Annotated in this window: 11 protein-coding genes and 1 pseudogene; 9 read left to right on the forward strand and 3 right to left on the reverse strand. The window is 72.4% G+C overall.

The genetic code is table 11. The annotated features are described in order from the left end of the window. Positions 1-225: 225 nt before the first annotated feature. From casA to PUR26_RS29235, 8 genes and pseudogenes are all read left to right on the forward strand, one after another. The gene (gene casA / locus PUR26_RS29200; RefSeq protein WP_329876898.1) at positions 226-1,821 is read left to right on the forward strand and encodes a type I-E CRISPR-associated protein Cse1/CasA; all 1,596 of its coding nucleotides are present in this window, start codon (positions 226-228) and stop codon (positions 1,819-1,821) included. Between the two features lie 120 nt (positions 1,822-1,941). Beyond that, complete coding sequence (gene casB, locus PUR26_RS29205; RefSeq protein WP_329876900.1) at positions 1,942-2,835, forward strand: type I-E CRISPR-associated protein Cse2/CasB; 894 nt, start codon at positions 1,942-1,944, stop codon at positions 2,833-2,835. Between the two features lie 43 nt (positions 2,836-2,878). Further along, complete coding sequence (gene cas7e / locus PUR26_RS29210) at positions 2,879-4,096, forward strand: type I-E CRISPR-associated protein Cas7/Cse4/CasC (RefSeq protein ID WP_329876902.1); 1,218 nt, start codon at positions 2,879-2,881, stop codon at positions 4,094-4,096. Next, entirely contained in the window at positions 4,093-4,968 is an 876-nt protein-coding gene (gene cas5e / locus PUR26_RS29215) for a type I-E CRISPR-associated protein Cas5/CasD (protein WP_329876904.1), read from the forward strand. The genes cas7e and cas5e overlap by 4 nt, the downstream gene beginning before the upstream one ends. Beyond that, positions 4,965-5,696, forward strand: coding sequence for a type I-E CRISPR-associated protein Cas6/Cse3/CasE (gene cas6e / locus PUR26_RS29220; protein ID WP_329876906.1), 732 nt, complete (start codon positions 4,965-4,967; stop codon positions 5,694-5,696). The genes cas5e and cas6e overlap by 4 nt, the downstream gene beginning before the upstream one ends. A 109-nt stretch (positions 5,697-5,805) precedes the next feature. Beyond that, positions 5,806-6,753 (forward strand): type I-E CRISPR-associated endonuclease Cas1e, encoded by a 948-nt coding sequence (cas1e, locus tag PUR26_RS29225; protein WP_329877216.1) that lies wholly within the window; start codon positions 5,806-5,808, stop codon positions 6,751-6,753. A 24-nt stretch (positions 6,754-6,777) separates the two neighbouring features. Further along, positions 6,778-7,062: pseudogene (cas2e, locus tag PUR26_RS29230) on the forward strand (type I-E CRISPR-associated endoribonuclease Cas2e); the annotation flags it as partial. A gap of 878 nt (positions 7,063-7,940) precedes the next feature. Next, positions 7,941-8,135, forward strand: a complete 195-nt coding sequence (locus PUR26_RS29235) for a DUF2795 domain-containing protein (protein WP_329876908.1) — start codon at positions 7,941-7,943, stop codon at positions 8,133-8,135. 202 nt (positions 8,136-8,337) lie between these two features. Here the strand turns inward: PUR26_RS29235 and PUR26_RS29240 are convergent, their stop codons facing one another. From PUR26_RS29240 to PUR26_RS29250, 3 genes are all read right to left on the reverse strand, one after another. Beyond that, a complete protein-coding gene (locus PUR26_RS29240; protein WP_329876910.1) occupies positions 8,338-9,867 on the reverse strand; it encodes a helix-turn-helix domain-containing protein in 1,530 nt (509 codons plus the stop codon). A 50-nt stretch (positions 9,868-9,917) separates the two neighbouring features. After that, on the reverse strand, positions 9,918-10,274 hold the full coding sequence (locus tag PUR26_RS29245) for a VOC family protein (RefSeq protein WP_329876912.1): 357 nt from the start codon (positions 10,272-10,274) through the stop codon (positions 9,918-9,920). 164 nt (positions 10,275-10,438) lie between these two features. Beyond that, positions 10,439-11,326, reverse strand: a complete 888-nt coding sequence (locus PUR26_RS29250) for an NAD(P)-dependent oxidoreductase (protein ID WP_329876914.1) — start codon at positions 11,324-11,326, stop codon at positions 10,439-10,441. Positions 11,327-11,367: 41 nt separating this feature from the next. Between PUR26_RS29250 and PUR26_RS29255 the strand changes: the two genes are divergently transcribed. Continuing rightward, the gene (locus tag PUR26_RS29255; RefSeq protein ID WP_329876916.1) at positions 11,368-11,718 is read left to right on the forward strand and encodes a winged helix-turn-helix transcriptional regulator; all 351 of its coding nucleotides are present in this window, start codon (positions 11,368-11,370) and stop codon (positions 11,716-11,718) included. Positions 11,719-12,266 lie beyond the last annotated feature (548 nt).

The following is a 12,266-nucleotide window of genomic DNA, read 5'->3' on the forward strand; positions in this document are numbered from 1 at the left end:
CGACGCATTGCGATCCGGCCCGCATCCAGCGGGTGGGAGCGGCGGCAGACCCCCGCCTGCGCGGGGAGACCATGCCGACCTGGGTTCCGACCTCAGCCAACACCGGTTCACCTCCGCCCTCGCGGAGTCTCTCCGCCGACCGCGGAGGTTCCTCAGGGTACGGCCTGTCCGGTGCCGTTCCCACCCGCTGGTTCCGCCTCCTGCCGATTCGGGGTGCCGTTCTCCATGTCTTCCGCCGCCGTCGATGACGCCCGCTACTCCCTCGACCTGCGCCCCTGGCTGCCCGTGCTGACACGCGACGGTGCGACGGAACGGGTCGGCCTGCGCGAACTCTTCTTACGCGCCCACGAGTTCCAGGGACTGGGAGTGGGGCTGCCCCCCGCGGCGTCGGGACTGATGCGTGTGCTGTGTGCGATGGCGGCACGCATCACGGCTCTCGACCGTGCCGACGACGGTGTGGACGCGTGGCTGGACCGACGGTACGAACTGCTGGCGTCCGAGGGGGCGTTCCCGCCCGGCAGTGTGGAGAAGTACTTCGACGGATGCGCGGACGGGCTGGGGCTGTACGACCCCGCACGCCCCTTCCTTCAGGACCCCCGGCTCGCAGAGCAGTGTGCCTCCACTTCGGGAATCAACAAGCTGGTGCTGGGCCGCCCTTCGGGCAACAACCAGGTCTTCTTCGGGCACTTCACGGACGACCAGCCCTCCCCGATCCCCTCCGGTGAAGCCGTATTGCACCTCCTCGCCCAGCTGTACTACGGGCCGTCGGGACAGTGCCTGCCCCGTACCGTCGACGGTGAGCGGTACGGCAACACGATGGCAGGGCCGCTGCGGCGGGTGCTGTCCTACCACCCCCTGGGCCGAAACCTGTACGAATCGCTGCTCCTGGGCATTCCCGACCCGGGCGCCTGGCCGTCGTCCCGCCCGGCATCGGACGACGTCTGCCCGTGGGAGGACAGCCGCCCCCTGGCGCCCCTCCAGGTGCCGGAGCCTGCGGCCGGCCCGCTGGCGATGCTGACCGGGCAGCACCAGCACGCCGTCCTGCTGAAGCCCTCCCCGGACGGGACGAGGGCCGTGGACGCGATGATCACCTGGGCGCTGCGTCCCAACCGGCCGCCGGTCCGGGACCCGTACCTCATCTGGGACGAGGCCAAGGACGGCACGCCGCACCCCCGCAAGGCGGACGCGGAGCGGGCCTTGTGGCGGGATCTGGACGGGCTGATCCTTCAGGACCGGGGTGGTACGAGCCGAAGGCCGCTGATCTTCGAAGGGCTCACCGGGGGGCAGCTGCCCGAGGACACGTTCCGGCATCTGCGGGTCGTCGCGCACGGATTCGACCAGGACGGTCAGACCCGGGACCGTACCCACTTCAGCGCCGTGACCCCGCCGCTGTTCCCGCTCCTCGCCTCCTCCGGCGCGCAGGCCGACTCGCGACTGGCCCTGGGCGTCAAGGAAGGCCGCCAGGCAGCGGAACAGGCCGCCTGGCGGCTGGAAACCGCGCTGCGGACCGCCTGGCGGGCGTACACACTGCCGTTCACCGGCGACAAGGCGGGTGGACGGGCGAAGCAGGGCAAGGGCAGGGACAAGGGCAGCGGGCCCTGGCCCGAAGCGGCGCTGGCGGCGTACTGGCCGGCGGCCGAAGAGTGCTTCTGGGACTCACTGGACGCCGAGGACTTCTCCAGCGCCCTGCCCTCGTTCGGCCGGATCGCGCTACGGGTCTTCGACGAGACGACGGCACCCGTGGCGGCCCAGCCGCGCGGTGCCAGAGCGCGGGAGGACGCCCGCGGCCTGGTCAGCAGTCTCCTCGCCCCTCGCCCCTGATCCACACCGGCACCCCGCCCGACCCGCACCCGCCTGCCCGCCCGGCCCCCACCGGCACCTGCGGCGGCCTCGCGCACGCGATGCGCGGGCATCGGCTCCTCCCTTCCGGAAGTAGGACCCATGCAGTTCACCATCGACGAAAACGGCACACCGACCCCCGGCAGCACCCGTCGTTCCGACGGCTCGTCATTGATCGTCTGCGCTCAGCCCGACAGCACCCCACCGCCCGTACCGCGCCACGAGACACTCGCTCCGTTCGACACCTTCGTCGCGCGCGTGCGCGAGGTGTGCCGGCGCCCCGGTGCCCAGCAGGCGTTGCGGGCCGGCCTGGCACGCCCCGTGAACGAGGTCCCCGCCCGGACGCACGCCGCCCTCCTGCGCGGCGGGCTCGTCCCCGACCACGCGCCCGCCGCCGAGAAGCGCGCCTACTACGCGGTGGCCGCGCTGATCGCCGCTCGCCCCCGCGCGGAACGCCGCGCCGACGAGGATGCCCGGCGCGCCGCGGACGGCCAGGCCGGAACCGGTGACCGACCGGCCGGAACGGATGTCCGACCGGCCGGAATGGAGGGGGCAACGGAGGGAGCAGCCGTCGAACCGGGGGCCGGCACCGGTTCGCCCCCGGGCCGACCGGCGTCGGCCGCCCCCACCGGCGCCCCGGCGACACAGCCGAAGGTCTCCTGGGGGACGAGCCTGGGGGAGAGCATGGCCCAGCTCACCGCCCGTCGCGTCCGCCACAACACCCCGGCGACCGGCGACACGAAGCAGCGGACGGCGGACACGTCCAAGGCGGACGGCGCCGAGCAACGACTGCACCTGCTCGTACGCCAGGACATCGAGGGGCTGCACCGCATGCTGCCCGCCGTGCTGCGCCGGCTCGGCTCCGCGGACGTCTCCGTCGACTACGGACGCCTCCTGCGGGACCTCGTCCGGTGGCCCGGCCGCCGCGACGACATCGCCACCCGCTGGCTGGAGGACTACTACCGCACCCTTCGCCGCGCCGAGCGGCCCGCCTGACCAGGCCCTTTCCCACCCCGCACACAGAACCAGGAACCGCGACATGACGACGCAGGACACCGCGACGGCCCAGGCCCCGACGACCCCCGCACCCCAGCAGACCCCCGCACACCCGACGACCCACGCACCCGAGCCGGCCCCGCGTTACGTGGATGTGCACATCCTCCAGACGCTGCCGTTCAGCAACGTCAATCGGGACGATCTCGGCTCGCCGAAGACCGTCACGTTCGGCGGCACCACGCGTACCCGCGTCTCCAGCCAGGCATGGAAGAGGCCCACCCGGCTCGCGGTGGAGGCCAGGATCGGTCACAAGGCCCGCCGTACCCGGCGGCTGCCGCTCCAGGTGGCCAAGAACCTCGTCGAGAGGGGCTGGCCCGAGGAGCTGGCCGAGCTGGCCGGCGTCCAGGTCATCACCTCGACCGAGTCCAAACTCGACCTGGAGAACAACGACACCACCGCCTCCTTGCTGTTCCTGCCCGACGAGGCGGCCGGCTCCCTCGCCGACCTCGCGGAGAAGCACCGCGACAAGCTGGAGAAGGTCCTCGGGACCAAGGCGGCGGCCAAGCCCGCGCTCCCCAAGGACGCCATCCACGAGATCCTGCGCTCCCGCAACGGCTCCATCGCCCTCTTCGGCCGGATGCTGGCGGAGATCCCGGGCGCGGGAGTCGACGGCGCGGTGCAGGTCGCCCACGCGTTCACCACGCACAGCACCTCGGTGCAGGCGGACTTCTTCACCGCGGTGGACGACGTCGACCAATGGGCCACCGACGCCGGCAGCGCCCACATGAACACCGGCGAGTACAGCAGCGGCGTCTTCTATCGGTACGCCACGCTCGACCTGCTCGACCTCACCCGCAACGTGGGCGACCCGCGGATGGCGCGCGAACTCGCCGAGGCGTTCCTGACCGAGTTCATCCAGAGCATGCCCTCGGCCAAGAAGAACTCGACCGCCCCCCACAGCATCCCCGACCTGGTGCACGTCGTGGTCCGGTCCGACCGCCCCGTCTCCCTCGCCGCGGCCTTCGAGCAGCCGGTGCAGGCCGGCCGCACCGGCTGGGCGGAGCCGTCCCGCGCCGCTCTCACGACCTACGCGGCCAGGGTCAACACGCTCCTCGGCGACACCGGCGCCGTGTACCGGGCGCACGCCGGGGTGGACGACACCAGCCACGAATCCCTGGGCGGCCGGGTCGCGTCCTATCCCGCGCTGGTGTCCCGTGCCGTGGCGGCGGCCTTGCCCGGGACCGGGGGTGTCGCGGCGTGACCGGCTTCCTCATCCAGCTCGGCGGGCCCCTGCAATCCTGGGGTGAGCACAGCGCGTTCAACGACCGGGACACCGTCGCCCACCCCACCCGCTCGGGCCTCATCGGCATGATCGCCTCGGCCCTCGGCATCTCCCGGGACGAGGCCGTCACCGATCCGGCGGGCGACGGGGAACCGACGCCGTTCAGCCGCCTCGGACAGCTGCGGTTCACCGTGCGTCACGACCGTCCCGGCGTGCGCATGCGTGACTTCCACACCGTCGGAGGGGGCCTGCCCGCCCATCGCACCGTACCCACCGCCAAGGGCGGGCGGCGCGGCGCCGGGCAGACCACCATCGTCTCCGAGCGGCATTACCTGGCCGACGCGGTGTTCACCGTCGCGGTCACCGCGCCCGGCGCCCCGGACGCCGCCGGACTCACCACCGCCTGCGCCCGGGCGCTCGCCGCCCCGCACTGGCCCCTGCACCTCGGCCGCCGCTCCTGTCCGCCCGGCGCGGCACTCGTGCTCGCCGCCCGTGTGCCCGACCCGGTCACCGAACTTCTCGCACGCGTGCCGCTGGCCCGCCCCCGCCCCGGCACCCCGCACCACCCGGCACCGGACGCGGACCCGGAGGAGACCGTCTCCGTACGGTTCACGGCCGACACCCCCTTCCCGCCCGGATTCCCGGCACCGGCGTCCTCCCGGGCGGCCGTCACCACGCTCAACGACGACCCCGTCCGCCTGCGCCCCCGCGACCGCGCGTACCGGAGCCGTCCCTCGTACACGACCAGCTGCCGACTCCCCGCCCATCTGTGCAAGGGGTACGGCCCCGAATACCTCGACGCGCTCCTCGCCTACGCGCAACCGCCCGCAACAGAAGGGACCGACGCATGACCACCACCCCGCACGCCGCCCCTGCCGCACCGACCGACCCGGACGTCGTCGGCCCCGCGACGGCCTGGCTCACCAAGCTGAGCCTCAACCCCGCCAGCCGGGCGGTCCAGCACGACCTCAGGGACGCCGCAGCCCTGCACCGACGGGTCATGACCCTCGTCCCCGACGGACTGGGCGACAGCCCCCGTGCCCGCGCCGGTCTCCTCTTCCGCCTCGACCACGACGGCACCGGAGCCCCCGCACTGCTCGTGCAGACCCGGACGGCCCCCGACACCAGCCGTCTGCCCGGCGCGTACGCGGAGGCCCGCACCAGGGAGCTGACGCCCCTGCTCGACGCCCTGCGCCCCGGGCTCCCCGTCCGCTACCGGCTGCTCGGCAACGCCGTCAAACGCTGCGGACGCAACAGCACGGAGGGCCGCTGGAAGCAGGCCATCGTCCTCCGGGGCCCCGAGGCCGACCAGTGGTGGTCCACCCAGGCGCAGAAGGCCGGACTCACCCTCCACACCCTGCTGTCCGACACCGCGGACGCCCTCACCGCCTGGCACGGTCCCGCCGGCGGTGCCCGCAAGGACAGGGTGGCGGTCCATCACCAGGGCACACGCTTCGACGGCACCGCGACGATCCGCGACGCCGAAGCGCTGCGCCACGCGCTCCTCAACGGCATCGGCCGCAGCAAGTCCTACGGCTGCGGACTGCTCAGCCTCGCCCCCGCCGGTCCGGCCGCCTGAGGCCATCGCCATGACCGACACCGCCATGACCGACACCGCCCTGACCGGCACCGCCTCCGCCCGCGGCAAGAACTCCGCCAGACGCCGCATCGCCGCCCCGACCCTCGCGATGCTCCCCAGGGTCGGCGACTCGCTGTCGTTCCTGTACGCGGACGTCGTCCGCATCGTGCAGGACGACACGGGTGTCTGCGCCGAAACGACCACCGCCGACGGCGACACCACCCGGGTCTACCTGCCCACCGCGGCCCTGAGCTGCGTACTGCTCGGCCCCGGCACCTCCATCACCCAGCCCGCGATGGCCACCTTCGCCCGCCACGGCACCACCGTGGTGTGCACCGGATCGGGCGGCGTCCGCTGCTATTCGGCGACCACGTCCGACGCACTGACCACCCGATGGCTGGAACACCAGGTCCACCAGTGGAGCGACCCGGAGCGACGCCTTGCCGTAGCCCAGCACATGTACCTCAAGCGCTTCAACATCCCCGTTCCGCCAAGCACCCCGCTGAACAAACTGAGAGGTCTGGAAGGCCAACGGGTCAAGGCGCTCTACAAGCTGCTCGCCCAACAGCACCGGGTCGGCCGCTTCCGGCGCAGCTACGACCCCGCCTCATGGGACGAACAGGACCCCGTCAACCTCGCCCTCTCCTCGGCCAACACCTGCCTGTACGGGATCGTCCACGCGGCCATCGTCGCTCTGGGCTGCTCGCCCGCGCTCGGCTTCGTCCACCAGGGGAAGCAGCACGCCCTCGTCTACGACATCGCCGACCTCTACAAGGCCGAACTCACCATCCCGCTCGCCTTCTCCCTGCACGACTCGCCGCACCCCGAGGCGATGGCCCGGCGGGGCTTCCGCGAGCAACTGCGCCTGTACAGGCTGCTGCCGCGGATCGTGGCCGACATCCAGTCCCTCCTGGCACCGGACGAGGCCACCCCCCTGCCCGAAGGCCACGCGGTGGAACTGGTCAACCTGTGGGACCCGGAGGTCGGCTCGGTCCCCGCGGGCGTGAGCCACGCGCCGGGGGCCTCCCCGCAGGACGAACTCGACGCGGCCCACTGAGAGTCAAGGAGAAGGGGACGACCCGTGCCGTCCATGACCGTCCTCACCACCACAGCCGTCCCGGACCATGTCCGCGGCGCACTCACCCGTTGGATGATCGAACCCACACCCGGCATGTACGTCGGCACTCTCTCGGCACGGGTCCGCGACGAGCTCTGGCGCGTGGTCAGCGCCTCCATCGGAGCGGGCGCGGCGGTACTCGTCCATCCGGACGACAACGAACAGGGCTACACCCTGCGCACGGCCGGCGAACGCCGGCGGACACCCGTCGACTTCGACGGTCTCACCCTCGTCGCCTTCCGTCCCGAGGACGGCCCCGACGCGGCATCCCCCGACAAACCCCCGCCCGCGCGGGGAACGATCGGGCACGCCGAAGGCGCCGAGGATCTCGATCGGAACACCCCCGCCTCGCGGGGAGCGGCCCCCGGCGCAGCCGCCGAAGTGCCACCCGATCGGGCCACCCCCGCCTGCGCGGGGAACACCGCCGATGGCGGCGAGCAGGTCGCCCCACTGCGGTCCACCCCCGCCCGCGCGGGGAACGCCCAGTGAGCCGGTGGTGGTGCTCGGTGGACTCCGGAAGACCCCCGCCTGCGCGGGGACAAGCGCCGACTCCCGACATGAGCGCGGCGAGACGCGGTCCACCCCCGCCTGCGCGGGGAACGCTACATCAAGATGACCGCTGCGAAGGGTTCGAGCGGAAGACCCCCGCCCGCGCGGGGAGCACCCTGGCTGTCCGGGCACCTCCCAGGTGCCGTCGGGACCACCCCCGCCTGCGCGGGGACCACGCGGTGGCCGGGCGGCCGAACGCGTCGGTCCTCGGACCACCCCCGCCTGCGCGGGGACCACTTGTCGGTGACCTCGACGGCCTTACCGGCCTCCGATACACCCCCGCCTGCGCGGGGACCACCAGGTCGTCGCCGACGGACGGCGCGACGACTACGGACCACCCCCGCCGGCGCGGGGACCGCACGAGGTGACCTGACCGATGGTGCCCGTTGTCCTTGCCTGGGCCGTTGGGACGCCATCACACCATGGATGAACAGTGCCAGGGTCCGCGCCTTCCGCGCGTCCGTCCAGCGCTTGGCCGACATGCGTGGCTCAGGGCGTTGTGGTCACTATGTACCTGCCGAGGGCCCCGGCCCGACGGGTTCCACAGTCGCGGCCATCAACCCAGTGAGGAGACAGCCATGGCGAGTATCAGTCCGATCGACCTGCAGAAGGCACTCAAGGGCGCCGACTACCCGGCCAGCCGCGACCACCTGGTCACGCTGGCCAAGGACAACGGTGCGGACGATGCCCTTGTGGAGAAGCTCGCCGGCGCCCCCGCAGAGCAGTTCGAGGGCCCGAGCGACGTCCAGAAGGCTGTGTTCCGGAACGAATAGGCGGGGGCGGTGGCGTGAGCGCTGCCGGCGCGTCGGTCGAGGGCTTGGGCGCTCTTCGCCCGCCGGTGGGGCCGGAACAATGCCCCCGGCCCCCGGCTCCGGCCATGGCCCCGCCCCCCGGCCCCGGCCCAGTGCCACCGCGCACGGTCGAACCGGCGCGGCGGCACTCCTCCTCAGGGCGGTGGCCGGAGGTCGCGGGCCGTCAGATGTCGCGGAAGATCTCGATCTGCGCACCCACCGAGTTCAGCCGCTCCGCCAGCTCCTCGTAGCCGCGGTTGATGACGTAGACGTTGCGCAGCACCGACGTACCCTCCGCCGCCATCATCGCCAGCAGCACCACCACCGCGGGCCGGAGGGCCGGCGGGCACATCATCTCGGCGGCGCGCCAGCGGGTCGGGCCCTCGACCAGGACCCGGTGGGGGTCGAGGAGCTGGAGGCGGCCGCCGAGGCGGTTGAGGTCGGTCAGGTAGATCGCGCGGTTGTCGTAGACCCAGTCGTGAATCAGGGTCTGTCCCTGGGCCGTGGCCGCGATCGCCGCGAAGAACGGCACGTTGTCGATGTTCAGGCCCGGGAACGGCATCGGGTGGATCTTGTCGATCGGGGCCTCCAGCTTGGAGGGCCTGACCGTGAGGTCCACGAGCCGCGTCCGGCCGTTGTCCGCCGTGTACTCGCCCGAGCGGTCGTGGTCCAGGCCCATCTCCTCCAGTACCGCGAGCTCGATCTCCAGGAACTCGATCGGTACGCGACGGATGGTCAGCTCGGACTCCGTGACCACCGCGGCGGCCAGCAGGCTCATCGCCTCGACCGGGTCCTCCGAAGGGGAGTAGTCCACGTCCACGTCGATGCAGGGCACGCCGTGCACGGTCAGCGTCGTCGTGCCGATGCCCTCCACCCGTACGCCCAGTGCCTCCAGGAAGAAGCAGAGGTCCTGGACCATGTAGTTGGACGAGGCGTTGCGGATGACGGTCACGCCGTCGTGGCGCGCGGCGGCCAGCAGCGCGTTCTCGGTCACGGTGTCGCCGCGTTCGGTCAGCACGATGGGGCGGTCCGGAGAGACCGCGCGGTCGACCTCCGCGTGGTAGAGCCCCTCCGTCGCGGTGATGTCCAGACCGAACCGGCGCAGCGCGATCATGTGCGGCTCGATGGTGCGCGTGCCGAGGTCGCAGCCGCCCGCGTACGGAAGCTTGAAGGAGCGCAGGCGGTGCAGCAGCGGCCCCAGGAACATGATGATCGAACGGGTGCGGCGGGCCGCGTCGGCGTCGATCGCCTCCATGTCCAGATGCGCGGGCGGGACGATCTCCAGGTCCATCCCGTCGTTGACCCAACGGGTCCGCACGCCGATGGAGTTGAGCACCTCCAGAAGCCGGTAGACCTCTTCGATGCGGGCCACCCGGCGCAGCACGGTGCGGCCCTTGTTGAGCAGCGTGGCGCAGAGCAGCGCCACACACGCGTTCTTGCTCGTCTTGACGTCGATGGAGCCGGAGAGCCGGCGCCCGCCCACCACGCGAAGGTGCATGGGCCCGGAGTAACCGAGAGACACGATCTCGCTGTCGAGCGCCTCGCCGATGCGAGCGATCATCTCAAGGCTGATGTTCTGGTTGCCCCGCTCGATGCGGTTCACGGCGCTCTGGCTGGTGGCCAGCGCCTCGGCGAGCTGCGTCTGTGTCCAGCCCCTATGCTGACGGGCGTCACGGATGAGCTTGCCGATGCGTACGAGGTAGTCGTCTGCCATGGCGGCAGGTTATCTCAGATATGAGATGTTGATCGCGCTGGGGTGGGCTGTCAGGGTGACAGATCGTGTGCGGTGGGGTGCCGGGGCTCGTACAGCGGGAGTTCGGCGCCGCTCGGCAGCCGCACCGCCGCGAGCAGCCCCCACCCCTGGTCACTGACGGGCTGGGCGACCTCGGCCCCACGGACCGTCAGCTTGCGCAGGGAGCTCTCGATGTCGTCGCACATGAGATAGAACTCGTGTCTCGGCGCGCCCGCCGCGGGATGCACGGCGACCTCGGCGGGCGGCAGTCTGAAGATGAGCCAGCCGCGCCCGGCGTCCACGTGGTCGAAGCCGAGCACGTCCTTGAGGAACGCCCGGTCCGCTTCCGCGTCCTCGGTGTAGATGATGACGTGCGCACCACTGAACATGAGGCCGATGCTCGGCCGGGTCCCGCCGCCCGGCAACCCGAGCGCCGCCGTCCGGGTGGCCGGGTGCCGGGCGGGGCGTCCGTCCGGACGGCCGGCAGGGCACCCGGGCCGCTGCTGCCCGGCCGCCCCGCCGTACCGGCCGCCCCGCCGTCGTACCGGTCCCCTCAGCGACGTCCCAGAACCTCGGCGACGCGGATGAAGCCGTCCGTGCCGTGGCCCAGTCCGATGACACGACGGGCCAATCCCTCAGCCGCGCGCATCACCCCCGCATCGATGCCGTGAGCCTCGGAGGTGTGGATGATGTGCGCCATGGACGACGCCGACGAGGTGATCGGGTTGCCCTCGCCGGAGAAGTCGCCGCTGTCCACTCCTTCCGCCAGCTCCCCGAAGAGCGGTGGCATGATCGCACCGATGCCCTGTGCGAACGGCGCCAGCTCACGCGCGGTGATTCCCTCCGCCCGCGCCACGGCCAGGGCGTGCGCGTAGCCCGCCATCGCGGTCCAGAAGATGTCCAGCAGTGCGATGTCGTACGCCGCCGCCCGGCCGATCTCCTCCCCGAGGTGGGTGAGGGTGCCGCCCAGGGCGTCCAGCACCGGCCGGTGCTCCCGGTGGAGCTCCTCCGGGCCGCTGAGGATGAACACCGCGGCCGGAGTCCCGATGGTCGTCGTCGGCGTCATGATGGCGCCGTCCAGGTACCGGACGCCGTGCTCGGCCGCCCAGACGGCGGTGTCCCGGGCCCGGTCCGGAGTGTCGGCGGTCAGGTTCACCACCGTCCGCCCCTTGAGCGCATCCGTGACCGCGTCACGCCGCAGCACGGCGTCCGCCGCGTCGTAGTTCACCACGCAGACCACGGTCAGATCGCTCGCGGCGACCGCTTCCCGGGCCGATCGGGCGCCGATCGCGCCCCGTTCGACCAGCTCCCGGTCCCGGCCGGGCGTACGGTTCCAGACCGTGGTCCGCAGGCCGGCGTCGAGGAACGCGCCGGCCAGCGCCCGGCCCATCGGGCCGAGACCGAGCACGGTGACGGCAGACTGTTCGTCGAGAAGGGACATGCTCAACTCCCGTATGTCAAAGGATAATGAAGGGGGCAAAAATGACGCGCAGTCGTGCCCAGGACGCGGATGTCTGCGGAGTGACCGCCGCGATCGCGGTGATCGACGGCAAGTGGAAGACCGCTCTTCTCTGGCTGCTGGAGTCCGGTCCGCAGCGCCCCGGCGAGCTGCGCCGACGGCTTCCGGGCCTCAGTGAGAAGGTGCTGACTCAGGCGCTCCGCGAGATGGAGGCCCATGAGCTGGTGCACCGGGAGGTGCACGACGGGCTGCCGCTGAAGACGGTGTACTCCCTGACCGCGTTCGGCCGTGAACTCTCGGAAGCGTTGGCTCCCGTCTCCGACTGGGGCCATCGCCGCTTGGAGAAGCTGGCCGAGGCCCAAGACGTCTCTTGACGCACCGCCACCCTCGCCACCCCCGTCACTCGCGGATCCGGCGGCCCCGCGACCGCGCGTCATCAGGTTGTCCCCCCTGCCATCCGCCGACAAGTACCCACAAAAAAGTGGCTACGGCGGCCCCGGTGGGGGAGTGGTCCCCCGGAGGGCCGACGCCTGCCGGGGGCGGAGCCGGCTAGTCCGGTCACGGGCGTTCTCGCCCTGCTGGAACCGCGTCCTTCCGCCCCGGACCCCGCCCCCCCCGGCCCCGGACCCCCCCGGCCCCGGACCCCGCCCCCCGGCCCCGGACCTCGGCCCCAGACCGCCGGACCCGGCCCCCCGAAGCCACCGGCGGCGTGAGAAGAACCGCCGAGCGCGCCCCTCGGCACCGGGAGCCGCCGAGCGCGCCCCTCGGCACCGGGAGCCGCCGAGCGCGCCCGTCGGCACCGGGACCCGCCGGGCGCGTGTCGGCACCGCGGCCCGCCGCGCGCGGTGGCGTGCCCGGGGCGTCGCGGAACGTGAGGAGTCCGGCGCGCGGGCGGGGGCGGGAGCACCCCGCGTGACGAGAC

The organism is Streptomyces sp. SP18CS02, assembly GCF_036322365.1.
Classification (GTDB): Bacteria; Actinomycetota; Actinomycetes; order Streptomycetales; family Streptomycetaceae; genus Streptomyces.

Excerpts from the sequence above, each read along its gene's own strand:
- casA (WP_329876898.1), top strand. The coding sequence starts at position 226 with ATGTCTTCCGCCGCCGTCGATGACGCCCGCTACTCCCTCGACCTGCGC.
- casB (WP_329876900.1), top strand. The coding sequence starts at position 1,942 with ATGCAGTTCACCATCGACGAAAACGGCACACCGACCCCCGGCAGCACC.
- cas7e (WP_329876902.1), top strand. The coding sequence starts at position 2,879 with ATGACGACGCAGGACACCGCGACGGCCCAGGCCCCGACGACCCCCGCA.
- cas6e (WP_329876906.1), top strand. The coding sequence starts at position 4,965 with ATGACCACCACCCCGCACGCCGCCCCTGCCGCACCGACCGACCCGGAC.
- cas1e (WP_329877216.1), top strand. The coding sequence starts at position 5,806 with ATGCTCCCCAGGGTCGGCGACTCGCTGTCGTTCCTGTACGCGGACGTC.
- PUR26_RS29235 (WP_329876908.1), top strand. The coding sequence starts at position 7,941 with ATGGCGAGTATCAGTCCGATCGACCTGCAGAAGGCACTCAAGGGCGCC.
- PUR26_RS29240 (WP_329876910.1), bottom strand. The coding sequence starts at position 9,867 with ATGGCAGACGACTACCTCGTACGCATCGGCAAGCTCATCCGTGACGCC.
- PUR26_RS29245 (WP_329876912.1), bottom strand. The coding sequence starts at position 10,274 with ATGTTCAGTGGTGCGCACGTCATCATCTACACCGAGGACGCGGAAGCG.
- PUR26_RS29250 (WP_329876914.1), bottom strand. The coding sequence starts at position 11,326 with ATGTCCCTTCTCGACGAACAGTCTGCCGTCACCGTGCTCGGTCTCGGC.
- PUR26_RS29255 (WP_329876916.1), top strand. The coding sequence starts at position 11,368 with ATGACGCGCAGTCGTGCCCAGGACGCGGATGTCTGCGGAGTGACCGCC.